At 69.7% G+C, this 24,298-nt stretch carries 21 protein-coding genes; 12 read left to right on the forward strand and 9 right to left on the reverse strand.

The genetic code is table 11. The features are described from left to right. The first annotated feature begins 429 nt into the window (after nt 1-429). From ACZ69M_RS39970 to ACZ69M_RS39990, 5 genes are all read left to right on the forward strand, one after another. Nucleotides 430-954 (forward strand): DUF1453 domain-containing protein, encoded by a 525-nt coding sequence (locus tag ACZ69M_RS39970; RefSeq protein WP_470057829.1) that lies wholly within the window; start codon nt 430-432, stop codon nt 952-954. Continuing rightward, the gene (locus ACZ69M_RS39975; protein ID WP_470057831.1) at nt 951-2,102 is read left to right on the forward strand and encodes a sensor histidine kinase; all 1,152 of its coding nucleotides are present in this window, start codon (nt 951-953) and stop codon (nt 2,100-2,102) included. The genes ACZ69M_RS39970 and ACZ69M_RS39975 overlap by 4 nt, the downstream gene beginning before the upstream one ends. After that, entirely contained in the window at nt 2,099-2,782 is a 684-nt protein-coding gene (locus tag ACZ69M_RS39980; protein ID WP_470057833.1) for a response regulator transcription factor, read from the forward strand. The genes ACZ69M_RS39975 and ACZ69M_RS39980 overlap by 4 nt, the downstream gene beginning before the upstream one ends. A gap of 105 nt (nt 2,783-2,887) precedes the next feature. Next, nucleotides 2,888-3,376, forward strand: a complete 489-nt coding sequence (locus ACZ69M_RS39985) for a DUF485 domain-containing protein (protein ID WP_352051119.1) — start codon at nt 2,888-2,890, stop codon at nt 3,374-3,376. Then, on the forward strand, nt 3,373-4,965 hold the full coding sequence (locus ACZ69M_RS39990; RefSeq protein WP_470057835.1) for a solute symporter family protein: 1,593 nt from the start codon (nt 3,373-3,375) through the stop codon (nt 4,963-4,965). The genes ACZ69M_RS39985 and ACZ69M_RS39990 overlap by 4 nt, the downstream gene beginning before the upstream one ends. A gap of 120 nt (nt 4,966-5,085) precedes the next feature. Here the strand turns inward: ACZ69M_RS39990 and ACZ69M_RS39995 are convergent, their stop codons facing one another. Then, entirely contained in the window at nt 5,086-5,778 is a 693-nt protein-coding gene (locus tag ACZ69M_RS39995) for a response regulator (RefSeq protein ID WP_266629486.1), read from the reverse strand. A gap of 161 nt (nt 5,779-5,939) precedes the next feature. Between ACZ69M_RS39995 and ACZ69M_RS40000 the strand changes: the two genes are divergently transcribed. From ACZ69M_RS40000 to ACZ69M_RS40010, 3 genes are all read left to right on the forward strand, one after another. Next, nucleotides 5,940-6,755, forward strand: coding sequence for an ABC transporter ATP-binding protein (locus tag ACZ69M_RS40000; RefSeq protein WP_054229902.1), 816 nt, complete (start codon nt 5,940-5,942; stop codon nt 6,753-6,755). Next, entirely contained in the window at nt 6,745-7,620 is an 876-nt protein-coding gene (locus tag ACZ69M_RS40005) for an ABC transporter permease (RefSeq protein ID WP_470057838.1), read from the forward strand. Before ACZ69M_RS40000 ends, ACZ69M_RS40005 begins: the two co-directional genes overlap by 11 nt. A 158-nt stretch (nt 7,621-7,778) precedes the next feature. Next, nucleotides 7,779-8,843 carry an ABC transporter substrate-binding protein gene (locus ACZ69M_RS40010; protein WP_470057840.1) on the forward strand — a complete coding sequence of 355 codons (1,065 nt, stop codon included), beginning with the start codon at nt 7,779-7,781 and terminating at the stop codon, nt 8,841-8,843. 173 nt (nt 8,844-9,016) lie between these two features. Here the strand turns inward: ACZ69M_RS40010 and ACZ69M_RS40015 are convergent, their stop codons facing one another. The 4 genes from ACZ69M_RS40015 to ACZ69M_RS40030 form a co-directional block, all read right to left on the reverse strand. Continuing rightward, nucleotides 9,017-9,697 carry a response regulator gene (locus ACZ69M_RS40015; protein WP_470057841.1) on the reverse strand — a complete coding sequence of 227 codons (681 nt, stop codon included), beginning with the start codon at nt 9,695-9,697 and terminating at the stop codon, nt 9,017-9,019. Next, complete coding sequence (locus ACZ69M_RS40020; RefSeq protein ID WP_470057843.1) at nt 9,694-11,511, reverse strand: ATP-binding protein; 1,818 nt, start codon at nt 11,509-11,511, stop codon at nt 9,694-9,696. The genes ACZ69M_RS40015 and ACZ69M_RS40020 overlap by 4 nt, the downstream gene beginning before the upstream one ends. 119 nt (nt 11,512-11,630) lie before the next feature. Beyond that, nucleotides 11,631-12,575: a sucrase ferredoxin gene (locus tag ACZ69M_RS40025; RefSeq protein ID WP_470057844.1), complete on the reverse strand. Its 945-nt coding sequence runs from the start codon at nt 12,573-12,575 to the stop codon at nt 11,631-11,633. A gap of 100 nt (nt 12,576-12,675) precedes the next feature. After that, nucleotides 12,676-13,971, reverse strand: a complete 1,296-nt coding sequence (locus ACZ69M_RS40030; RefSeq protein WP_470057846.1) for a citrate synthase — start codon at nt 13,969-13,971, stop codon at nt 12,676-12,678. A gap of 98 nt (nt 13,972-14,069) precedes the next feature. Between ACZ69M_RS40030 and ACZ69M_RS40035 the strand changes: the two genes are divergently transcribed. Beyond that, entirely contained in the window at nt 14,070-15,260 is a 1,191-nt protein-coding gene (locus ACZ69M_RS40035) for a citrate synthase (RefSeq protein WP_470057848.1), read from the forward strand. Between the two features lie 168 nt (nt 15,261-15,428). On the opposite strand, the gene ACZ69M_RS40040 is transcribed toward ACZ69M_RS40035, so the two are convergent. From ACZ69M_RS40040 to ACZ69M_RS40050, 3 genes are all read right to left on the reverse strand, one after another. Beyond that, nucleotides 15,429-15,665 carry a hypothetical protein gene (locus ACZ69M_RS40040; protein WP_054229908.1) on the reverse strand — a complete coding sequence of 79 codons (237 nt, stop codon included), beginning with the start codon at nt 15,663-15,665 and terminating at the stop codon, nt 15,429-15,431. Between the two features lie 344 nt (nt 15,666-16,009). Continuing rightward, a complete protein-coding gene (locus ACZ69M_RS40045; RefSeq protein WP_470057850.1) occupies nt 16,010-16,180 on the reverse strand; it encodes a hypothetical protein in 171 nt (56 codons plus the stop codon). Between the two features lie 271 nt (nt 16,181-16,451). Beyond that, a complete protein-coding gene (locus tag ACZ69M_RS40050; protein ID WP_452970582.1) occupies nt 16,452-16,958 on the reverse strand; it encodes a DUF6082 family protein in 507 nt (168 codons plus the stop codon). 437 nt (nt 16,959-17,395) lie between these two features. Here ACZ69M_RS40050 and ACZ69M_RS40055 point away from each other — a divergent pair, with 437 nt between their 5' ends. Then, entirely contained in the window at nt 17,396-18,550 is a 1,155-nt protein-coding gene (locus tag ACZ69M_RS40055) for a CobW family GTP-binding protein (protein ID WP_470057934.1), read from the forward strand. 1 nt (nt 18,551) lies between these two features. On the opposite strand, the gene ACZ69M_RS40060 is transcribed toward ACZ69M_RS40055, so the two are convergent. Continuing rightward, nucleotides 18,552-21,011, reverse strand: a complete 2,460-nt coding sequence (locus tag ACZ69M_RS40060; RefSeq protein ID WP_470057853.1) for a DNA gyrase/topoisomerase IV subunit A — start codon at nt 21,009-21,011, stop codon at nt 18,552-18,554. Nucleotides 21,012-21,290: 279 nt separating this feature from the next. Here ACZ69M_RS40060 and ACZ69M_RS40065 point away from each other — a divergent pair, with 279 nt between their 5' ends. Beyond that, entirely contained in the window at nt 21,291-22,631 is a 1,341-nt protein-coding gene (locus ACZ69M_RS40065; protein WP_403699793.1) for a M16 family metallopeptidase, read from the forward strand. Further along, the gene (locus tag ACZ69M_RS40070; RefSeq protein ID WP_470057855.1) at nt 22,628-24,016 is read left to right on the forward strand and encodes a M16 family metallopeptidase; all 1,389 of its coding nucleotides are present in this window, start codon (nt 22,628-22,630) and stop codon (nt 24,014-24,016) included. Before ACZ69M_RS40065 ends, ACZ69M_RS40070 begins: the two co-directional genes overlap by 4 nt. Nucleotides 24,017-24,298 lie beyond the last annotated feature (282 nt).

Genomic DNA, 24,298 nt, shown 5'->3' on the forward strand with positions numbered 1-24,298 from the left:
TCGATCCGGGCGTAGGCGACGGGCTTGCGACGCACCGCCACGGCTCCTTCCGCAGGAAGGCCGGCTGCGGGTGGGTGGTGGGGGCCGTTCGCGCTGTTCCTCGCGCGGTCGGGGACGCCGGTCCGAGTGTGCAAGCCCGTCCGGCGTTTGAGGACGAGGCCGTTTCAGGCCGACAGGGGGTCTGGGGGGCGTAGCCCCCTGGGATGGGTCGGGTAGGGGCGGCGGGGGCGAGAAGCGCGGTTGGCGGTCGCGGGCCGTGGGGGGGCTCACCCGTGGGCACTCCACCCGTGGGTGGAGGGATGGAGTGGGTGCGGATCCACCCGCGATCCACCCCGGCTCCGATCTGCTGAGCTGCCGATTTCCGTAGCGTCGAAGACGTCGACAGCGCTCGCTGCCGGAACCCGCTCTTCCTCGCCCACGGAGGCCGTGATGTCCGGGCTCGTCAATGCCTTGGTGATCCTCGCTGTTGTTGTGCTGGTCATCGCGCGCCAATTCCGTACGCGCAGGATCAGCATGGACAGGCGCTGGTGGATCGTGCCCGTCGTCCTGGCCGTGATCGCTCTGCGGGAGCCGGGCCTGATCGACATCCACCATCGGACCGAGGCGATCCTGCTGCTGGGGGCAGAGCTGTTCATCGGGCTGGCCACCGGAGCCGCGTGGGCGTGGACGACACGGATATGGGCGGAGCCGGACGGCTCGGTGTGGAGCAAGAGCACCAAGGCCAGCGCGGCCGTCTGGGGCGTGGGCATAGCCCTGCGGCTGGGACTGTTCGGCATCGGCACCCTGTTGGGCGTCCATCAGGACAGCTCCGCCCTGCTGCTCGCCCTAGCGGCCACTCTGCTGGTCCGGTCCGGGATCCTGGCCTGGCGCTCTCAGTCTCTGCATCCGGCTGTCGCGCAGGCGACGGCGTACGGTGACGACGTGCCTCAGGGCTCGTGGAAGGAGCGCGTATGACGGAGAACGCCTTGAAGCGCTGGCCCTCCCGCGAAGCGCTGTCCCGAGCGGGAGTGGTCACGTCCAGGCGTGCGCTCGCCTGGGCCGCGCGCCTCTTCGCCCTCGGCCTGCTCCTGTGGACGACCTTCACGAGTGGCCATCTGGGCGCCTGGAAGATCGCGGCGGGGGCTATGGGGGTCCTCGTCTGCGGGCTGGCGGCGTGGGCCTTCTGGCGGACCACGCTCGAACACCGTCTGCTGCCGTCTCTGGCACTGCTCGCGCTACTGCTCGCACTCGCGACGGTGGGGGTGAATACGGGCTTCCGGGTGCCGGCCCTCGTCCTGTGGTGCGGGTGCGCCATCAGCGCCATAGAGAGGCTGCCTCTAGCGGCGGCGTTGCCTGCCACCTCCGTGGCACTGAGCGCGTTCGCGGCGGTCAACAACGACGTCTGGCTGACCACGGCGGCCACCGCCGGGGGGCTCGCCCTGGCGGGATACGTGTTGCGCCTCGACGCGGAGGCCCGCGGCAGTGCCCAGCGGTTGCTCGCTCAGGAGCGGGCGGCTCGTGCGGCCGAGGCGGAGTCCGCGGCGCTCGCGGAGCGGGCCAGGATCGCGCGGGAGATCCATGACGTCCTGGCGCACAGTCTCTCGGCACAGATGGTGCATCTGGAGGCGGCCCGGCTGCTGATCGAGCGGGGCGGCGACCGGGAGCAGATCCTCGAGCGGGTCGTGGCGGCACGTGGGATGGCCCGTGAGGGGCTGGCCGAGACCCGGCAGGCGCTCTCCGCCCTCCGGGGGGAGATGTCCCCGGTGGAGGACTTCCTGACCGAGCTGGTCGCCACGGCGGACGGCGCCGACATCACCGTCGCGGGTGAACGGCAGCCGCTGCCCGCCGAGGCCTCGCAGGCGGTGCGCAGGGTGGCGCAGGAAGCCCTGACGAACGTCCGCAAGCATGCGCCGGGCGCCAAGGTCCACATGCGGCTCGAGTACGGCGAGCACGAAGTGACCCTCGGAGTACGGGACTCGGGAGGACCGCCGGGCGAACTCAGCGGTGCGGGGGCCGGGTACGGTCTGCTGGGCATGCGGGAGCGTGCTGAGCTGCTGGGCGGCTCGTTGGAGGCCGGGCCGGACGAGGAGGGGTTCGTGGTGACGCTGAGGGTGCCCGTATGACGGAGGAGGAGACCAGGAAGCCGGCTCGGGTCGTGGTGGCGGACGACCAGACCGTGGTGCGCGAAGGCATTGTGATGCTGCTGGGCCTGTTGCCGGGGATCGAGGTCGTGGGTGCGGCCGGGGACGGTCACGAGGCCGTGGCGCTGGTGGCCGAGCTCGCCCCGGACGTCGTGCTGATGGACTTGCGCATGCCCCGCTGCGACGGCGTCGAGGCGACCCGGCGTATTCGCGCTGAGTATCCGGGGACACAGGTCGTCGTGCTCACCACATACGCGGACGACGAGTCGCTGTTCCCCGCGCTCAGGGCGGGAGCCCGTGGCTATCTCACGAAGGACGCGGGCGGCGAAGAGATCGTGCGCGCGGTGGAAAGCGTGCTGTCCGGGGACGCGGGACTCTCGCCGAGCATCCAACGGCGGCTGCTGGAGCGGCTGTCGGAACCGGCGCCCGCGGCTGTTGCCCCCGTGGAGCCGCCCGATGGGCTCACCACTCGGGAGACCGAGGTGCTGCTGCTGATCGCCGAGGGCCTCACCAATCAGGAGATCGCCCGCAGGCTGCATGTCTCCCCCGCCACCGTGAAGACCCACATCAACAACCTCTTCGCCAAGACAGGCCTCAAGGATCGTGCTCAGGCGGTGCGTTACGCCTTTGGGAAAGGTCTGGTGCGGCCACCGACGGGATGAGTCACCTGATGGGGTGAAGAGCGCGGAGAGAAGAGTCCGGGATCTTCCCGATCTGTCCATCCTTGGGCACGCGGCAGAAAAAGGGTCGCGGACAAGGAGAGTTCGGTGGAGAAGCACGACGGTCGCGATACCGGGGAGGTCCGGTTCGATGACCCCTGGTACGACGCGCTCGCCTCCGGCTGGGGTGAGTTGGACGGCACGGGCGCGCCCGCTCCCGCTGTGCCGTCCGCGCGCCCGGAGCACGAAGGTCGCACGGGCGGGACGGCCGACGTCTATCTGGAGGTGCAGCGCAGCGCGGCCTTCCAGGAGGTGCGCAGCCGGTATCGGAGGTTCGTGGTGCCGGGCGTCGCCGTGTTCTTCACCTGGTACCTGGGCTATGTGGTGACCGCGACGACGGCGCCCGGGTTCATGGCCCGGCCCGTCGCCGGTGCGGTGAACGTGGCGATGGTCGCGGGGCTCGGGCAGTTCCTCAGCACGTTTCTGTTCACGTGGGCGTACGCGCGGCATGCGCGGTTGCGCAGGGACCGGGCCGCGCTCGATCTGCGCTGGGACACCCAGGAGCTGACCCGGGGCGTCAGAGGTGGTGAGCGGTGACCGGCAACCATCAGACACTGGCGTTGCTGCTGTTCAGCGCGTTCGTGGCGGTGACGCTGGGGATCACGACGTGGGTGAGTCGAAACCGGCACGGGTCGGCCGAGGAGTTCTATGCCGGCGGGCGGTTGTTCTCGCCGATGGAGAATGGTTTTGCCATTTCGGGCGACTACATGTCGGCGGCGTCGTTCCTGGGGGTCACGGGACTCATCTCGCTCTACGGCTACGACGGGCTGCTGTATGTCGTCGGGTTTCTCGTCGCTTGGCTGGTCGTCCTGTTCCTGGTCGCCGAACTGGTGCGCAACTGCGGGCGGTTCACGCTCGCCGACGTCGTCGCGGCCCGGATGGACGAACGGCCGGTGCGGATCGCGGTGGGAACCTCTTCGGTGACCGTGTCCGTTCTGTATCTGGTGGCGCAGATGGTGGGGGCGGGCAGCCTGGTCGCGCTGCTGCTGGGAGGCTCGAGCGAGGCGGCGCGGAACTGGACGGTGATCGGCGTCGGCGCGCTCATGGTGATCTATGTGTCGCTGGGAGGGATGCGGGCCACCACATGGATCCAGATCGTCAAGGCGGTCCTGTTGCTGAGCGGTTCCATCGCCTTGACCGTGCTCGTCCTGGTGCGGTTCCACGGGGACGTGAACGAGTTGCTGCGTTCCGCGGCGGAGCGCAGTGGCCATGGTGACGCGTTCCTCGCACCCGGTTTGAAGTACGGCGGGGACTGGACGGCGCGCTTCGACTTCATCAGCCTCGGTCTCGCGCTGGTGCTCGGAACGGCCGGGCTGCCGCACATCCTGTCGCGTTTCTACACCGTGCCCACGGCACGGGCCGCGCGGCGCTCGGTTGTCTGGTCGATCGGGCTCATAGGGGGTTTCTACCTGATGACGATCGTGCTGGGCTTCGGCGCGGCGGCGATCGTCGGCCCGGAGGCGGTGCGGGGAGCGAACGCGGCGGGCAACACCGCGGTTCCGCTGCTCGCGCTTGATCTGGGCGGCGGCGCGAACTCCGCGGGAGGAACGGTTCTTTTTGCCGTCGTCGCGGCCATTGCCTTCGCAACGATCCTCGCGGTCGTCGCCGGGATCACCCTGGCGTCCTCGGCGTCGGTGGCCCACGACCTCTACGCCTCGATGCGCCGTCGGCACGCGAAGCCCCGCAGCGAGGTCGCCGTGGCACGTACGGCGGCGGTGGGTATCGGGGTGGTCGCGATCGCGCTCGGGCTGCTGGCCCGCGATCTGAACGTGGCCTTCCTGGTGGGCCTCGCCTTCGCGGTCGCCGCGTCCGCGAACCTGCCGGTGCTGTTGTACTCGCTGTTCTGGCGGAGTTTCACGACCCGCGGTGCCGTGTGGGCCGTATACGGCGGCCTGGTGCCCGCGCTGCTGCTCGTCCTGCTGTCGCCAGTGGTGTCGGGGAGTGCCGATTCGCTGTTCCCGAGCGTGGACTTCCAGTACTTCCCGTTGCAGAACCCCGGCCTGGTGTCGATTCCGCTCGGCTTCCTGGCGGGCTGGCTGGGTACGGTCACGTCCGCGGAGCCGCCGGACGAGGCCAAGCACGCCGAGACCGAGGTGCGGTCGCTGACGGGTGCAGGCGCGGTCTGAGGCGGCCTTAGGCGAGTGTTTGGGGGCGCCTCCAGCAGTGGGGCGCCCCCGGCGACGTACGGCCCGACGACGTACGTCGTGCGTCGGACGGGTGTTATTGGCTCGGCGTAAGGCGCGGGGTTAAGGCGCTACCCAGGCGTACCGGTGTTCCGGGCGGCCCGTGTCGCCGTACTTCAGCGAGAGGCGCAGCCGTCCTGCCTGTTCGAGGTGGCGCAGATAGCGCTGGGCGGTGGAGCGGCTGAGCCCGGTCTCGGCCGCGACCTCGTGGGCCGACAGCGGCTGGTTCGCGCGGTGGAGGACACCGCAGATCAGGTCCGTGGTGGGTTCCGAATGGCCGCTGGGCAGCCCCGGCGACGACGGGACGGACGTGGTGCGCAGGGCGCTGAAGATCCGGTCGACCTGTTCCTGACCCGCCACGCCGCGCCCGCCGACCCGGTCGACGGTGCGCCGCAGGGCCGCGTACGAGTCGAGGCGGGTGCGCAGCGCGGCGAAGGTGAACGGCTTGACCAGATAGTGCAGGGCGCCCAGACGCATCGCGGCCTGCACGGTCGTCACATCGCTGGCCGCGGTGATCATGATGACGTCGGTGCCGTGGCCGCGTTCGCGCATGCGGTGCACCAGTTCGAGGCCCGTCTGGTCGGGCAGATAGTGGTCGAGCAGGACCAGGTCGACGGGCGCGCGCTCCACGGCGGCCAGGGCCTGGGCAGCGCTGTGCGCGCGGGCGGCCACCCGGAATCCGGGAACCTTCCCCACGTACTTCGCGTTGATCTCAGCGACGCGGAAGTCGTCGTCCACGACCAGGACGTCAATCATCGGGCCTCTTTCTCTCAAGGCCTGGCGAGCGTTAAGCCCGTGTTTCGGCTCCGCTGTTGTAGCGCGAGCAAAACGAGCACAACAGACTCTTGCAAGCATAAGAAGGCCTTGCGCCCAGAAGACTGATGCTGTGGCCCGCGCCACATCTACGGTCCCGGGCCATGAGCGCAGACACCAGCCCCGCCATTGAGCTGCGGGGCGCGAGCAAGATCTTCAAGACCCCGTCAGGGGGTCTGCACACGGCGGTCAGGGAGCTCGATCTGACCATCGGCCGTGGCGAGTTCGTGGCTGTCGTCGGCCCCACCGGCTGCGGGAAGTCCACGACCTTGACCCTGGTGAGCGGTCTGGAGGAGCCCACCGAGGGCGAGGTCCTGGTGGCCGGTGAGCCCGTCGCGGGCGTCGGTGACAAGGTCGGCTTCGTCTTCCAGCAGGACGCCACCTTCCCCTGGCGGACCGTCCTGTCCAATGTCATGGCGGGCCCGCGTTTTCGCGGTGTTCCGAAGACGGAGGCCAAGCAGCGGGCCCGTGAATGGCTGGCCAGGGTCGGACTGTCGGCCTTCGAGGACCGTTATCCCCACCAGCTCTCCGGTGGTCAGCGCAAGCGCGTCGCCCTCGCCGCGACCTTCGTCAACGACCCCGAGATCCTGCTGATGGACGAGCCGTTCTCGGCGCTCGACGTGCAGACCAGGGCCCTGATGTCGGACGAGCTGCTGGAGCTGTGGGAGGGCACGGGCGCCTCGGTCGTCTTCGTCACCCACGACCTGGAGGAGTCCATCGCGCTCGCCGACAAGGTCGTCGTGATGACCGCGGGCCCCGCCACCGTGAAGCAGGTCTTCGACATCGATCTGCCGAGGCCGCGCAAGGTCGAATCGGTGCGCCTGGAGCCGCGGTTCATCGAGATCTACCGTGAGATCTGGGAGTCCCTCGGTGAAGAGGTCCGCATCACTCGAGAGAGGGGCGCCGCGAATGTCGCCTGACGTCATGCCCGAGACCGTCGTCGCGGCGACGGCCACCGAGCCCGCCAAGTCGGGACGCGCCCACTCCCGCGCCCGTGCCGCCCGCAGACGCCGGATGATCGTCGCCGCCGCCCGTGCGGTGCTCCTGGTCGCCGTGCTCGGCCTGTGGGAGGTGTTCGCACGCGCCAAGATCATCGACCCGTTCAACTTCTCCATGCCGTCGAAGATCTGGGACCAGATCTACACCTGGGTGACCCATGGGACGGCGCTCGGCTCACTCGGCGAGCAGGTCTGGTACACGCTCCAAGAGGCACTGCTCGGCTGGATCATCGGAGTTGTGACCGGTGTGATCTTCGGCATCGCGCTGGGACGCATCGCCTTCCTCGCCGATGTCCTTGGTCCATACATCAAGGTGCTCAACTCCATACCCAGGATCGTCCTTGCGCCGATCTTCGTGATCTGGTTCGGGCTTGGGCCGGCCTCCAAGGTCGCCTCGGCCGTGGTCCTGGTCTTCTTCCCGGTCTTCTTCAACGCGTTCCAGGGTGCCCGCGAGGTCGACCGCAACCTCGTCGCCAACGCCCGGATCCTGGGGGCGAGCGACCGCCGGGTGACGCTTCAGGTCGTCATCCCCTCCGCCACCTCGTGGATCTTCACCAGCCTCCACGTCAGCTTCGGCTTCGCCCTCATCGGCGCGATCGTCGGCGAGTACATCGGCGCCACCAAGGGCATCGGCCTGCTCGTCGCCCAGTCCCAGGGCACCTTCAACGCGGCTGGTGTGTACGCCGCGATGGTCATCCTTGCCGTCGTCGCCCTGCTGGCCGAAGGACTGCTCACCTTCGCCGAGCGCCGCATCTTCCGCTGGAAGCCGTCGGACTCCGAGAGCTGATCGGCGGACAACACCCGCCCAGGGTGCCCGTTTTCTGCTCAGGGCGCTCCAAGGCGCCCGACTTCCTCTCAGCGCTTTCCAGGGTGCTCCCTTTCCGCTCAACGCCCCCCAGGGCACCCCTTTTCCCGCACTGCCCTCTCACAAGGACGTGACCCATCATGCGCAAGACCGCCAGATACTCCGCGCTGGCAGCCGCCGGTCTGCTCGCCCTCTCCTCGCTCACCGCCTGCGCCAACGACGCGGCCTCCACCACCGCAGACTCCGGCAGCAACGGGGGCGGCGGCAAGGGGGAGCACGTCAAGATCATGGTCGGTGGCCTGGACAAGGTCATCTACATGCCGGCGATGCTCACGCAGCGGCTCGGCTACTTCAACGACGAGGGTTTGAATGTCGAACTCCTCAGTGAGCCGGCCGGTGTGCAGGCGGAGACCGCACTCGTGTCCGGACAGGTCCAGGGAGCCGTCGGCTTCTACGACCACACGCTCGACCTGCAGACCAAGGGCAAGGCCGTGGAGTCCGTCGTGCAGTTCTCGCACGCGCCCGGTGAGGTGGAGATCGTCTCCACCAAGCGAGCGGACGACATCACCTCGCCCAAGGACTTCAAGGGCAAGAAGCTCGGCGTCACCGGGCTCGGTTCCTCCACCGACTTCCTCACCAAGTACCTCGCGGTCAAGAACGGTGTGAAGGTCAGCGAGTTCGCGCCGGTCGCCGTCGGCGCGGGTCCGACCTTCGTCTCGGCGCTCCAGAAGGGGGCCATCGACGGCGGCATGACGACGGACCCGACCGTCGCCACGGTCCTGCAGAAGGGCCTCGGCAAGGTGCTCATCGACATGCGCACGCCGAGCGGTTCGCAGGAGGCGCTGGGCGGTCCGTATCCCTCGTCCAGCCTCTACATGCAGACGGACTGGGTGAACGGCCACAAGGAGACGGTCCAGAAGCTGGCCAACGCCTTCGTGAAGACCCTCACGTGGATGTCCACGCACAGCGCCTCCGAGATCGCCGCCAAGATGCCCGCCGACTACTCCCAGGGCAACAAGACGCTCTATGCGACCGCCATCCAGAGCACGCTGCCGATGTTCACCAAGGACGGCGTGATGCCCGTGGACGGCCCCGAGACCGTCGAGAAGGTGCTCAAGGCGTTCAACCCCAACATCAAGAACGCCAAGGTGGACCTGAGCAAGACATACACCACGGAGTTCGTGAAGAAGGCCGCCACCGGCTGAGGAAGAAAGCCACCGAGGCCACCGCAGGCGGAGAAACGAAGGCCACCGCAGGCGGAGAAACGAAGGCCGCCGCGGGCGGGGAAGCGAGGGCCGGCGCGGGCCCGGTGCGGGGCAGGGACTCCTCCCCGCCCCGTGGCCCCGCCTTCGGGATCTCCCGCTCTTCGGCCGTGCCCTCAGGTGCGGGTCGCCCAGACGTAGCGATGCTCCGGGCGGCCCGCGTCGCCGTATTTGAGGGTCAGCCTGGCCCGTCCCGTGCGCTCCAGGAGCTTCAGATAGCGCTGGGCGGTCTGTCGGCTCAGTCCGGTCTCCTCGGCGATCTCCTGGGCCGACAGCGGCCCCTCGGCGGTCACCAGGGCCCGCCGGACGAGCTCCGCGGTCGTGGGGGAGTGCCCTTTGGGCAGGTCCGGCTCCGCACTCGCCGACAGGGCGCCGAAAATCCGGTCCACCTGGGCCTGTTCGGCCTCGCCGCCGCCGTCGAGCGTGCGGCGCAGACCCGCGTACGCCTCCAGCTTGGCGCGCAGGCCCGCGAACGCGAACGGTTTGACCAGGTATTGCAGGGCGCCCTGCCGCATGGCCGCCTGGACGGTCGAGATGTCGCGGGCCGCGGTCACCATGATGACGTCGGTCTGGTGGCCGCGCCGCCGCATCTCCTGGACGACCGTGAGTCCCGTCTCGTCGGGCAGGTAGTGGTCCATCAGGACCAGATCCACGTGGGGCAGCGTCTCTATCCCGTGCAGCGCCTCGGCGGCGCTGTGCGCCTCGCCGGCGACGCGGAAGCCGGGCACCTTGGCGACGTACGCGGCGTTGACCCGGGCGACCCGTGTGTCGTCGTCCACGACCAGGACCTCGATCATCGCGACTCCTCCTCGGCGGTCGTGGTGGCGGCGGTGGCGCCGGTGGTGTCCTGGGAGAACGTGTCCGGCTGTGGCACGAGTTCCGGTGCGGGCCCGTGGCCGGGTTCACCCTCCGGGCCTGCCATGAGGCCCGCGGTCGGCACCAGGGCTTCAGCCGGCACCAGGCCTGCAGCCGGCACCAGGCCTTCCGCCGGCCCGAGACCGGCCTCCGTGAGCGCTTCCGGCAGTACGACCGTGAACTCCGCGCCCCCTCCGTCGGCCTCCGCCGCCTCCGCGCTGCCTCCTTGCCGCTCGGCGAGCCGGCGCACCAAGGAGAGCCCGAGTCCGCGTTTGCCGTGCGCGGGTGGCTTCTTCGTGGACCACCCTTCCGTGAAGATCAGCTCCCGCCGCTCCGCCGGAATTCCGGGTCCGGTGTCCCGTACGCGCAGCACGGCCGTGCGTCCCTCGGCGCGCAATTCGACCTCCACACGCGCGTGTGGGGTGCCCGCGACGGCGTCGAGCGCGTTGTCGACCAGATTGCCCACGACGGTGACCAGCCCCCGCGGGTCGACCAGCCGGTCGGGCAGCCTGGTTCCGTCCGCGACCCAGAGGGCCACCCCGCGCTCGGCCGCCACCGTGGCCTTGCCGACCAGCAGGGCGGCCAGCAACGGATCGTGGATCTTCTCGGTGACCTGTTCCGCGGTGACCCTGTGGTCGCCGACCACCTCGCCGACGAACTCCACGGCGTCGTCGTACATCTCCAGCTCCAGCAGCCCCAGGACCGTGTGCATCCGGTTGGCGTGCTCGTGGTCCTGCGCGCGCAGGGCGTCGATCAGCCCGTGGGTCGAGTCGAGTTCACGTCCCAGCTGCTCCAGTTCCGTGCGGTCGCGCAGGGTGGCCACGGCGCCGCCGTCGTCGGTCGGCATGCGGTTGGCGACCAGAACGCGCTGACCGCGGACCGTCAGAAGATCCGTGCCGGTGACCCGGCCGGCCAGCACATCGGTCGTGCGGCCCGGCCCGAGCACGTCGTCGAGCGGCTGCCCGATGGCCTCCGCGTCGAGCCCGAGCAGGCGCTGCGCCTCGTCATTGAGGAGCCGCACGCGGCCGACACGGTCCAGAGCGATGACGCCCTCGCGGATACCGTGCAGCATCGCCTCGCGCTCCGCGAGCAGCGCCGAGATGTCGGAGAAGGCCAGGTCACGGGTCTGCCGCTGGACCCGTCGGGACAGTAGATACGCGGCGAACGCGCCGACGGCCAGAGCCCCGCCCGCATACGCGAGGAGTCCCGGGATCGCCTGGATCAGCCGGGCGCGCACACTGTCGTACTCGATGCCCACCGAGACCGCGCCGATGATGTGCCCGTCGGCGTCGCGCAGCGGTACCTTGCCGCGGGCCGAGCGCCCCAGCGTGCCGCTGTCGATCTCCATGACGTCCTGGCCGGCCAGAGCCCGGTGAGGGTCGGTCGAGACGACCCCGCCGATCTGCGAGGTGTCCTTGTGCGACCAGCGCACCCCGTGCGTGTTCATCACCACGACGTACTCGGCCTTGCTGGCCTTGCGGATCCGTTCCGCGGCGACCTGCACGGGACCCTTCACGGACGGCAGGGTCGTCTGCAGGTCCCTGGCGATCTGCGGCTGGGCCGCCGTGGTCTGCGCGATCGCGAGTGCCCGGCGCATGGCCTCGTTGTCGAGCTGGGCGCTGAGCGGGGCGAGGAACAGCCCTGTCACGAGCACGGCAACACCGGCGGCTATCGCCACCTGCATCAGCAGCACCTGAGAGAACGCCCGCCGCGGCAGACCGAGGCGCAGTCGTCGTGCGGGGGGAGTGGGGCTCATACCCATGACGGTACGGGGGAGCGCGCGCCGGGCCGAGGGGAGTGTGGCGTGGATCTCTCGAGCGGCGTGTGGGGAAGCTGTGGTCGGCGGGTACGGGCCGGCCCGCTCAGGAGTCCTGGTCAGCAGGCTACGGGGATCGTGGCCCGGGGCATCTCCCGTACGGCCACCACGTCCATCCGGGCCGGGGATCCCAGCACCGAGCCGCAGCTCTCCGGGCGGGGCGGCAGTGAGGCGCCCTGCGCGACGATGACACGCCACAGGCGCCCGTCGGTGTGGGCGACGGTCACCTCCCAGCGCGGCGCCGCGCCGTCTGTGCGGACGACGCCGAGGGCTTCCGCGGCGTCCTCTCCGCAAGCTCTGCGTACGGCCAGCTCCGCCGCCTGCCCGGGCCGCTCCCACGCCGAGTTGCCCCGGCATCCCTCCGTGACGACGCGGCCCTCCCGCACGCCCTGGAGGATCTCCTTGACCGCGTGGGCCTCGGCCCGCCCGTAGGAGTATCCGTACGGCAGGACGAGCAGGGTGGGCGAGAAGCGGTGCCCGCCGAGGTGGGTGACCTCCCACGCGCCCGCCACGCCCGAGGCGGCGAGTTCCGCCGCGAGGGGGCGGCCCAGGAGCGCGCAGCACCGGTCGCGCTTGCCGTTGGTGCACACGAGCGCGAGCGGGTCGCCCGTGTGGCGCCGACCCTGGAGAGCCGCGTCGAAGGTGCGCGGGTCTCCCTCGCCGAGCGCGGTGAAGTCCAGGTCGAGCAACCGCTCGGGAGCGCACGTCGTGGCGCCGTGCAGCCATACGTTGCCCGGGGTGGTGTGAGCCGCGTACACCTGGCGTTCGGCGGGCGTACCGCAGTCGGCGTGCCGCCCGGGGCGGCGGATGAGCGCGATCCGCACCCCGGTGTCCTGGGCCGCGGCTTCGAGCGCGCGGCCGAGCGCCGGGTCCAGGTGGCTCGACGTGAGCGCCTTGGCACCCCAGGGGCCCGGCTGTTCGAGGAGCAGCCATGTCCTCGCGGTCGCCGCGGTCCCCGCGAGGGGCTCGTCGAGGTCCCGGGACGCGGTCGTGCACGTACTCACAGAGGTGAGCCTAACCTGACTTCGCCCAGGGTGACTTCCGACCGCGTGTATGGGGGCGCACTTTGGGCGCATTCGGAGCGCTGTGGGGCGCTCCGGGGGCTCACTTGGGGAGTGGTTGCGGCGGTCGTGCTCCTACGTAGTGGCCGCTCGGGCGCATGCGCAGCGGGCGTTCCTCGTACTCCTCCAGGGTGTGGGCGATCCATCCCGCTGTTCGGGCGACGGCGAAAACCGTCTCCCCGGCGGAGGCGGACATGCCGGAGGAGACCGTGAGGACGGCCAGCGCCAGGTCGACATTGGCGTGCAGGGGAGTGTGCCGGGCGGCGGTGGTCACGATGTCCTGGGCCGCCGCCAATGCGGGCGCCGCGCCCGGGACCTCCTCCAGGAGGGCGAACAGGGCACGCGCGCGTGGATCCTCGCCGGGGTAGAGCCGGTGGCCGAGCCCGGGGACACGGCGCCCGGCGCGCAGTTCGTCGGCGACCACGGGGGCGGCGGTGCCCTGGTCGAGGACGTCGAGGAGCAGCCGGTGGGCGAGGCCGCTGGCCGCGCCGTGCAGGGGGCCTTCGAGCACGCCCAGGCCCGCGGAGACGGCGGCGTACGGGTGAGCCCGTGCCGAGGCGGCGACCCGCACCGCGAGTGTCGAGGCGGCCAGGTCGTGGTCGACGAGCAGGCCGAGTGCCGTGTCCAGCACGCGAAGTGACGCCTCGTCGGGAGTCCGGCCGGTGAGGCGTCCCCACAGCCGGTGGGCCAGCGGGCCTTCGTCGCGGTGGTCGTGACGCAAGGGCGGGAGGGCGGCGACGAGGGTGGGGATGAGGGTGCGCGCGGTGCCGAGGACGGCGCTCTCCGTGAGGTCGAAGCGCAGTGGATCGGCGGCCGATGCGGCGATCGCGGCGACCCGGAGCCGGTCCGTGGGGCCGCTGTGCTCGGGCAGCGCGTCCACGGCGCGGCGGGCGGCGGTGACGGACGCCTCCGGGGCGGTGAACGTGACACCGGGGCGCAGCTCTCCGGTCCACAGCCATTCGGCGATCTCTTCGTAGGAGTGACGCGCGGCCAGCTCGGTCGCGTCGACGCCTCGGTAGTAGTACCGGTCCTTGTCGATGAGAGTGATGCGGGTGCGGACGGACAGCTCGCCGCCGGTGCTCGAACTCCCGCTGGAATCACGCCTGTTGCGCCGGGCGAGCGCCTCCACCTCCCTGGCGTCGAAGGTACTGCCGCGACCTCCTGGGTCGCGTCGGCTGCTGAGCTGACCGCGGCTCACATACGCGTACACGGTCTCGGGCTTCACACCGAGCAGCTCGGCGGTCTCCCTGGTGCTGAGCCGCCGGCCTTCGTGGCCTCCGCGTCCTCCAGGTCCTTCGTGTCCCTCATGCGTCGACCCTGCCGCTTCTTGATCCCTCATGGGCGCCACCGTATCCGTGTATCAGTATGTTGATCCAATCAATATTGACACGGATCTAGTCAATCATGGACAGTCGAATCAAGTTCAGGGAGGAAAGTATGCCGATCAACCGGGCCGCGACCGCACCGTCCATCACCCCTGTCGACGTACCGAGAGGACTCTCGGGCGTCGTCGTCACCGACACCGCACTGGGTGATGTCAGGGGGCGGGAGGGCTTCTACCACTACCGCCAGTACTCGGCCGTCGAACTCGCACAGACCCGTGGGTTCGAGGACGTCTGGCATCTACTGGTCCACGGTGAACTGCCGGACGCGGCGCGCGGTGCCGCCTTCGCCGCGCGGACCGCGGCGCTGCGTGGGCTGCCGGACGAGGTGCGCGCGGCGCTGCCGGCGATCGCCGCGGCGACCGGACCGTCCGGACCGCTCGCGGGCCTGCGGACCGCATTGTCGCTGCTCGGCGCGTCGTTGGGGTTCCGGCCCGTGTACGACATCGACGTCGACCGGCGTCGCGCGGACACGCTCGCGGCGTGCGCGGCCGTGCCGACGCTGCTCACCGCGCTGTATCGGCTCGGGCGGGGGCTGGAGCCGGTGGAACCGCGTGCCGACCTGCCGTATGCGGCGAACTACCTCTACATGCTGACGGGCACGGAGCCGGACCCGGCGCGGGCCCGGGCGGTCGAGCAGTACTTGATATCAACCATTGATCACGGATTCAACGCGTCAACCTTCACCGCGCGGGTGATCACGTCGACGGGGGCGGACGTGGCCGCGTGCCTGGTCGGCGCGGTCGGGGCGCTGTCGGGCCCGCTGCACGGCGGTGCGCCGAGCCGGGCCCTGGACACCCTCGACGCGATCGGTACCTCCGACCGCATCGACTCCTGGATCCGTGAACGAGTCCTCGCGGGCGATCGCATCATGGGCTTCGGACACGCGGTGTACCGCACCGAGGACCCCCGCTCTCGCATGCTCCGCGGTATCGCCCAGCAGTTCGGCGGTTCTCTGGTCGATTTCGCCGTCGAGGTCGAACACCGGGTGGAGGCGATCCTGGCCGAGCTGAAGCCCGGCCGCGAACTCCACACCAACGTGGAGTTCTACGCGGGCGTGGTCATGGAACTGTGCGGTCTCCCACGGGAGATGTTCACCCCCACCTTCGCCGCGGCCCGCGTCGTCGGCTGGAGCGCCAACATCCTGGAACAGGCGGAGGACCCGAAGATCATCCGTCCGGCGGCACGGTATGTGGGGCCGGTTCCGCCGGTGGCGGTGCCGGTGGTTGAACCGGTGGCCGGCTGACGCGATCGGGTGTCGTGACACATGAAGGGCCCGGCATCACGTCGATGCCGGGCCTGGACGTCGTGGCCCAAGGGGTACCGGGCGGAACTCCGACCTTCAGTTGCCCGTGACCGGTTCCTGGAGCTGTGCCTGGATCAATTCCTGGAACAGTTCCGGGCGGCGGTGACGTCAAGCATCAGGGATGTCCTTCTTCGCGCGGAGCAGGGTCTCGCGCGTGATGATGACGATCCGCTCATAGTCGGCTCGTGCGGCGTCGGGCGGAAGCTCGGGGTCGAGTTCCTTGGTGGCCTCGCGCCCAATGACAGCGAAGCTGCCGTCACTGAGTTCGAAGATGTCGGGGCACGACTGGCCAGTGGCGCTGCCGCGCTCGCGTGGTGTTGCCCCGACACGTCGCACGATTTTCACGGAGTGGTACCAACCTTATGGCTCGGACTGATGGGTGCCTCCGAGCCGCGGGTCCTCGGAGCGTGACTGACTCCGAGCGGAGATGTTCGTCGGAGGCAAGAGATCTGTCTCCGAGCGCAGGGGTGTTCGTCGGAGTGCCCGTAGACCGGGCAGGCGACAATTTAGCGCTTCTTGTTGCCCATGGTGCGCAAAGCAACCAAGCAGTCGAGTGAACTTCGGCATCTCCCCTTGACGAAAAGTAGCATTGGGGTGATACGTACGCGTCGAGGTCACTGGCGGCGCACTCCCCGAGCGTGCGGGGCGTCCGGCTCACGCCGCCAGTGAATGCGTGGTGACCTGTGGCGTCATGCCCCACGCCGGAACACCTTTTCCACGGTGCTGCATATGCGCGCCAGGACGCGGTACGCGTCGCCGCGTTGGCCGGCGTTGGGGCTGAGGCAGGCGACCAGTACGGCTATCAGGACGGGAAGCAGGAGGGCAGCCACGACTGCCACGGCATATGTCGTGATCTCCACGGGGTGATACCGACCTTTTGGCTCGGAGTGATGGGTGGCTCCGAGTTGCGGGTCCTCGGAGCGTGGCTGACTCCGAGCGGAGATGTTCGTCGGAGGAAAGAGGTCTGTCTCCGAGCGCAGGGGTGTTCGTCGGAGTGCCCGGAGGTGCGGACGGGTGACAACCTATCGACTCCTGTCGCCCGTGGTGCGCAAGGTGACAGTGGGCAGCGGAGTGCACCTCGGCATCTTCCGTTGACGGCACGCGAGGGCCGTGTGCAGGGCGCACCGGGGGTCACGGCGTCTCTTCGTCCGGCTCCCCCACGACCCACCATTCGTCGGTGTCGGAATCAGTCTGATCCTGGATCAGGCTGTCCATCATCCGGCCCAGTTCGGCCTCTTTGGAGGAGTCGGGCAGGCTCTTGCGATGGTGTTCCGTCGCCACCCAGTACGCCCGGAAGATCTGGTTCTGACACATGATGCGGAAGTGGCCGTGCAGCTCCGCACGCGTCAGAGCCCCGATCCGGTGGAAATACAGGGCGTTGATGTAGAGCGCGTTGGCGAAGAGGTACTGCCGCTGCTCCTCGGAGCTGATCTCCGTTTCGTACGTGTTCAGGACGGCGGCGAGGGCGGGATCGTCCATGGCCTTGCACAACAGATCGAAATGGAGCCGGTGCTGCTCGGTGAGCACGGCGCGCCTGCGCTGCCGTGAGCTGCGTTCCGCGACGGCGTTGGCTGCGAGGGCGAGCTTGGCCCAGGTACCTGAGCCAAGCCTCCGTATCGCGGAATTCTGTGTGGCCATGTCAACCCCCGAATCAGGCGACCGTTCCGCCGGTCGTCGGTTGTGGGGCGACAGGGAGCGGACCGGCGAGCGGTGGGCGGCGCGCTTGCCGTCTCCCAGTTTTGCCGAGCGGCTCTGATCGGCGGGGAGGCGGAGAGGAGGCGCACGGAGGGAAGTGCGGGTCGCGTTCCCCGGCGCCATGTCCAACGTGTGCCCCGCGAGCGCCGCTAACAATCGTTCACTTCGCGGGGATTCCTCCCGCTCGTATCCTTGGTCGGCAGCCATTCCCCGTACGAGCGCCGGTCCACGAGCCGTCCTCGTCCAAGAGCCGGTTCATGAGCCGGAGCACGCGTCGGTGTGAAAGAGGTCGCCCGTTGAGCCAGCCCAGCCCGCAGCAGGTCCCGATCGACCAGACCTCGGGTCAGGCCCTGATCGACCAGACCTCAGGTCAGGTCCCCATCGACCGGACCGCCGGTGATCAGGTCCACGTCGAGGGAACTTCCGCCCGGCAGATCCCGGTCCTCGTCCTCGCCGGCTTCCTCGGCTCAGGCAAGACCACCCTGCTCAATCACCTCCTGCACCGCAGCGGAGGCAGCCGCATCGGCGCCGTCGTCAACGACTTCGGGGCGATCGAGATCGATGCGATGGCCGTGGCCGGGGCGCTGGGGGACTCCACCGTCTCGCTGGGGAACGGATGCCTGTGCTGCGCCGTCGACGCCAGTGAACTCGACGAGTATCTCGAGCGGCTGACCCGGCCCTCGGCCGGTATCGACGTCATCGTCATCGAGGCGAGCGGCCTCGCCGAGCCCCAGGAGCTCGTGCGGATGGTGCTGGCCAGTGAGCATCCGCGGATCGTCTACGGCGGGCTCGTCGAGGTGGTCGACGCGGCCGAGTTCGACGGTACGCGCGAGAAGCATCCCGAGATCGACCGGCATCTCGCCCTCGCCGACCTCGTCGTCGTCAACAAGATCGACCGAGCCGAGGACAGCGAGCGCGTGCTGCGCACCGTACGCGGGCTTGTCGACCGGGCCGCCGTCGTGCCCGCCACCTACGGCCGCGTCGATCCCGAGTTCCTCTTCGACTGCAGGCCGAGCGAGGAGCGCATCGGGCAGCTGTCCTTCGACGACCTCCACCGGCACGACGAGAGTGGTTCCCAGGGGCACCACGACCACCTGCACTCCGCCTACGAATCCCTCTCCTTCAGCTCCGAAGTGCCGCTCGGTCCCCGGGAGTTGATGGACTTCCTCGACAGCAGGCCCGAGGGGCTCTACCGCATCAAGGGCTACGTCGATTTCGGCGCCCAGGACCGGGACAACCGGTACGCCGTGCATGCCGTCGGACGGTTTCTGCGCTTCTACCCGGAGCCCTGGTCTTCTGCCGAGCCGCGCCTCACCCAGCTCGTGCTGATCGGCTCCGGCATCGACACCTCGACTCTGACCAAGGAGTTGGAGGCGTGCGAAAAGGACGCCCCACACGCCGACGAACACAGCATGTGGGGCGTCCTCCGCTACGTACAGGACCGCTACGTGCAGGACAGTCACGTACAGGACCGCTACGACCAGGACAGCCACGTACAGGACGAGGAGCCCGACGGTCTCGAAGAGACCGGTTGATCTACACCGGGCCCGCCACCACCGACACCGTCTTCGCCAGCGACACTCCCGAGCCGTCACGGCGCGGGTCGATCTCCGGCAGCTCGGCCGGTGTGCCGTTCTTCTGCGCGGCCCGGGCCGGAAGCGCGCCCGCCCAGGCCAGTGAGAGGCAGTCCTCGCCCTTCAGGAACCGCTGGCAGCGCACGCCACCCGTGGCGCGGCCCTTGCGCGGGTACTGGTCGAAGGGCGTCAGCTTGGCCGTGGTCTGGACGGAGTCGTCCAGCGTGCCGCGCGAGCCCGCCACCGTGAAGACCACGGCGTCCGCCGCCGGGTCGACCGCGGTGAAGGAGATCACCTTCGCGCCCTCGGTGAGCTTGATGCCCGTCATGCCGCCCGCCGCCCTGCCCTGCGGGCGGACCTGCGAGGCCTGATAGCGCAGCAGCTGGGCGTCGTCGGTGATGAAGACCAGGTCCTCCTCGCCGGTGCGCAGTTCGACCGCGCCGACGATCCGGTCGCCGTCCTTGAGGGTGATGACCTCCAACTCCTCCTTGTTCGAGGGGTAGTCGGGGACCACACGCTTCACGACGCCCTGTTCGGTGCCGATCGCCAGGCCGGGCGAGGACTCGTCGAGTGTCGTCAGACAGACCACCGTCTCGTCCGGCTCCAGGGAGGACAGGAACTCCGCGATCGGCGCGCCTCCGGAGAGGTTGGGCGCCGACGCCGTCTCCGGCAGCTGCGGCAGGTCGATCACGTTCAGCCGGAGCAGGCGGCCCGAGGACGTGACCGCCCCGATCTCGCCGCGTGCCGTCGCCGGCACCGCCGAGACGATCAGGTCGTGCTTGGTGCGCTTGGCGTCCTCGGCCTCCCCGAAGGGGTCGCCGTTGGCCGTACGGGCCAGCAGGCCCGTCGAGGACAGCAGCACCCGGCACGGATCGTCGGCCACCTGGAGCGAGACCGTCGCGGCGGGGGTGCCCGCGGACTCCAGAAGCACCGTGCGCCGGTCGGTGCCGAACTTCTTGGCGACCGCGGCCAGTTCTCCGGAGACCAGCTTGCGCAGCTCGGCGTCCGAGTCGAGGATGCCGGTCAGCTCGTCGATCTCGCCGTTGAGCCGGTCGCGCTCCGACTCCAGCTCGATGCGGTCGAACCTGGTCAGGCGGCGCAGCGGCGTGTCCAGGATGTACTGCGTCTGGATCTCGGAGAGCGAGAAGTGCTCGATCAGGCGTTCCTTCGCCTGCGCCGAGTTGTCGCTGGAGCGGATGAGGCGGATGACCTCGTCGATGTCCAGGAGGGCGACGAGGAGGCCCTCGACCAGGTGGAGACGGTCGCGCTTCTTGCCGCGGCGGAACTCGCTGCGGCGGCGCACGACGTTGAAGCGGTGGTCGAGATAGACCTCGAGGAGCTCCTTGAGGCCCAGGGTGAGCGGCTGACCGTCCACCAACGCCACGTTGTTGATGCCGAAGGACTCCTCCATCGGCGTCAGCTTGTAGAGCTGTTCCAGGACCGCTTCCGGCACGAAGCCGTTCTTGATCTCGATGACCAGGCGCAGTCCGTGCGAGCGGTCGGTGAGGTCCTTGACGTCGGCGATGCCCTGGAGCTTCTTGGCGTTGACCAGGTCCTTGATCTTGCTGATCACCTTCTCCGGGCCGACCGTGAAGGGCAGTTCGGTGACGACGAGGCCCTTGCGGCGCGCCGTGACGTCCTCCACCGACACCGTGGCGCGGATCTTGAAGGTGCCGCGGCCCGACTCGTAGGCGTCCCTGATCCCGGTCAGGCCGACGATACGGCCGCCCGTGGGCAGGTCGGGGCCCGGTACGTACTTCATCAGCGTGTCCAGGTCGGCGCCCGGATAGCGGATCAGGTGGCGGGCGGCCGCGATGACCTCGCCGAGGTTGTGCGGCGGCATGTTCGTCGCCATACCCACGGCGATCCCGGACGAGCCGTTGACCAGCAGGTTCGGGTACGCCGCCGGGAGGACGTCGGGCTCCTGCTCCTGGCCGTCGTAGTTCGGCGTGAAATCGACCGTGTCCTCGTCGATGGACTCGGTCATCAGTGACGTGGCGTCGGCCATCCGGCACTCGGTGTAACGCATGGCGGCCGGCGGGTCGTCATTGCCGAGTGAGCCGAAGTTGCCGTGGCCGTCGACCAGCGGCAGGCGCATGGAGAACGGCTGGGCCAGGCGCACGAGTGCGTCGTAGATCGACGCGTCGCCGTGCGGGTGGAGCTTACCCATGACCTCGCCGACGACGCGGGCGCACTTCACATAGCCGCGGTCGGGGCGCAGCCCCATCTCGTTCATCTGGTACACGATGCGGCGGTGCACGGGCTTGAGGCCGTCACGGGCGTCCGGCAGGGCTCGCGAATAGATGACCGAGTACGCGTATTCGAGGAAGGAGCCCTGCATCTCGTCCACGACGTCGATGTCGAGGATCTTCTCCTCGTACGAGTCGTCGGGCGGCGGGGTCTTCGTGCTGCGGCGGGCCATCGCTGCTGCGGCTCCTTCACAGTCTCTGCCGGGGCATGAACGGGTTCTGACGCGCACCATTGTGGACCGCCGCACTGACAACGCCGACCGCGACCCGTCCATAGAGGCTCCACGGAGCCCCGTTCCGCTCGCTCACGGTGAACGGAAGTCCGGCCTCCCACCTCAGGAATTCTCGCTCTCGGCGTACGAGGTGCGGGAACTTCGCCACCTGTCGGCGCGCTTGCATACAGTGGCAGGACCGGCAGGAATTCTGCAGTTTCCGCGATCGAAGGGACGTACATGCCCATGGGTCACACGGCCACAGCTGAAGCAGGCTCCGGCGGCCTGACAGCGACCGAGCACCGCCTGGCCAACGGCCTGCGCGTGGTGCTCTCCGAGGACCATCTGACCCCGGTCGCGGCGGTGTGCCTCTGGTACGACGTCGGCTCACGGCACGAGGTCAAGGGCCGTACCGGCCTTGCTCACCTTTTCGAGCACCTGATGTTCCAGGGCTCCGGCCAGGTGAAGGGCAACGGCCACTTCGAACTGGTGCAGGGCGCGGGCGGCTCCCTGAACGGAACGACCAGCTTCGAGCGCACCAACTACTTCGAGACGATGCCCGCCCACCAGCTGGAGCTCGCCCTCTGGCTGGAGGCCGACCGCATGGGCTCGCTGCTGGCCGCGCTCGACGACGAGTCCATGGAGAACCAGCGGGACGTCGTCAAGAACGAGCGCCGCCAGCGTTACGACAACGTGCCCTACGGCACCGCCTTCGAGAAGCTGACCGCGCTCGCCTACCCCGAGGGCCACCCGTACCACCACACCCCGATCGGGTCGATGGCGGACCTGGACGCGGCGACCCTGGAGGACGCCCGCGCCTTCTTCCGCACCTACTACGCGCCGAACAACGCGGTGCTCTCCGTGGTCGGCGACATCGACCCGCGGCAGACGCTCGCCTGGATCGAGAAGTACTTCGGCTCCATCCCCGGGCACGACGGCAAGCCCGCCCCGCGCGACGGCTCGCTGCCCGAGGTCATCGGCGAGCAACTGCGCGAGGTCGTCGAGGAGGAGGTCCCGGCGCGCGCCCTGATGGCCGCCTACCGGCTCCCGGAGGACGGCACGCGCGCGGCCGACGCGGCCGACGTGGCGCTCACCATCCTCGGCGGCGGCGAGTCGTCCCGGCTCTACAACCGGCTCGTACGCCGCGACCGCACCGCCGTAGCGGCCGGGTTCGGCCTGCTGCGGCTCGCCGGAGCGCCCTCCCTGGGCTGGCTGGACGTGAAGACGTCCGGTGACGTCGAGGTCCCGGTGATCGAGTCCGCCGTCGACGCCGAGCTCGCCCGGTTCGCCGAGGAGGGCCCCACGGACGAGGAGATGGAGCGCGCCCAGGCCCAGTTGGAGCGCGAGTGGCTGGACCGGCTCGGCACGGTTGCCGGCCGCGCCGACGAACTGTGCCGGTACGCCGTCCTGTTCGGCGACCCGCAGCTCGCCCTGACGGCCGTGCAGCGCGTCCTGGACATCACGGCCGAGGAGGTCAAGGAGGTCGCGAAGGCCCGCCTGCGACCCGACAACCGCGCGGTGCTCGTGTACGAGCCGGTCGCTGCCGACACCACCGAAGAGGACGAGGAGGCGGCGAAGTGAGCGAGCTCGCCACCATGGACTTCCACCCGCAGCCCCAGGCGGGCCAGGCCAAGCCCTGGGCCTTCCCGGCGCCCGAGCGCGGCACGCTGGACAACGGCCTGACCGTGCTGCGCTGCCACCGTCCCGGCCAGCAGGTCGTCGCCGTCGAGGTGCTGCTCGCCGCGCCGCTGGAGGCCGAGCCCGCGGGCCTCGACGGCGTCGCCACGATCATGGCGCGCGCCTTCTCCGAGGGCACCGACAAGCTCTCCGCCGAGGAGTTCGCCGCCGAGCTGGAGCGCTGCGGCGCCACCCTCGACGCGCACGCCGACCACCCCGGCGTACGGCTGTCGCTCGAAGTGCCCGTCTCGCGCCTGCCCAAGGCGCTCGGGCTGCTCGCCGACGCCCTGAGGGCACCGGCGTTCGCGGACAGCGAGGTCGAGCGGCTGGTGCGCAACCGGCTCGACGAGATCCCGCACGAGACGGCCAACCCGGCCCGGCGTGCCGCCAAGGAGCTCTCCAAGGAGCTGTTCCCGGCGACCTCGCGTATGTCGCGTCCGCGCCAGGGCACCGAGGAGACCGTCCAGAAGATCGACTCGGCGGCCGTACGCGCCTTCTTCGACAAGCACGTACGTCCCGCCACGTCGGCCGCCGTGATCGTCGGCGACCTGACCGGCGTCGACCTCGACGCGCTGCTCGCCGAGACGCTCGGCGACTGGACCGGTTCGTCCGCCGAGCCGCGCCCCGTGCCGTCGGTGGCCGCCGACGACACGGGCCGTGTGATCATCGTGGACCGCCCCGGCGCGGTCCAGACGCAGCTGCTCATCGGCCGTGTCGGCGCCGACCGGCACGACCGTGTGTGGCCCGCCCAGGTGCTCGGCACGTACTGCCTCGGCGGCACCCTCACCTCGCGCCTGGACCGCGTCCTGCGCGAGGAAAAGGGCTACACCTACGGTGTGCGGGCGTTCGGCCAGGTCCTGCGCGCCGCGCCGGACGGAACCGGCATCGCGATGCTCGCCATCAGCGGCTCCGTGGACACCCCGAACACCGGCCCGGCGCTCGACGACCTCTGGAAGGTGCTGCGCACCCTCGCCGCAGAGGGCCTGACGGACGCCGAGCGCGATATCGCCGTACAGAACCTGGTGGGGGTGGCGCCCCTCAAGTTCGAGACCGCGGCGGCCGTCGCGGGCACGCTCGCGGACCAGGTCGAGCAGTACCTGCCGGACGACTACCAGGCGACGCTGTACCAGCAGCTGGCCGCGACCGGCACCGTGGAGGCCACCGCGGCCGCCGTGAGCGCCTTCCCGGTGGACCGTCTGGTGACCGTCCTCGTCGGCGACGCCGCGCAGATCCAGGAGCCCGTCAAGGCCCTCGGAATCGGTGAAGTGACCGTCGTTCCGGCGGAGTAGAGGTTCAGCGGAGCAGCCGCTCAGCGGGGGCCGGCGGTAAGCCGAGCCGCACGCGGAGCGGAAGAGCGTGACTCCGTAGGGCCCGGGTGACTGAAGAGTCGCCCGGGCCCCTTTTTGATCGGATTTCCGCTCGGGTTCTCGCGCGGACTTCGTCCCCAAGATGTCCGTATTGGTAGGGAGGTTGCCCGTCTGCCCTGTGGCATGCACTACAAAAGCCGTGATCCGTTTGTTGATTGAAAGACGCCCCGTCTAGCGTCGGTGCGGCTGTTCGTCAGGCAGTGC

This window comes from Streptomyces sp. NPDC107454 (assembly GCF_055582885.1).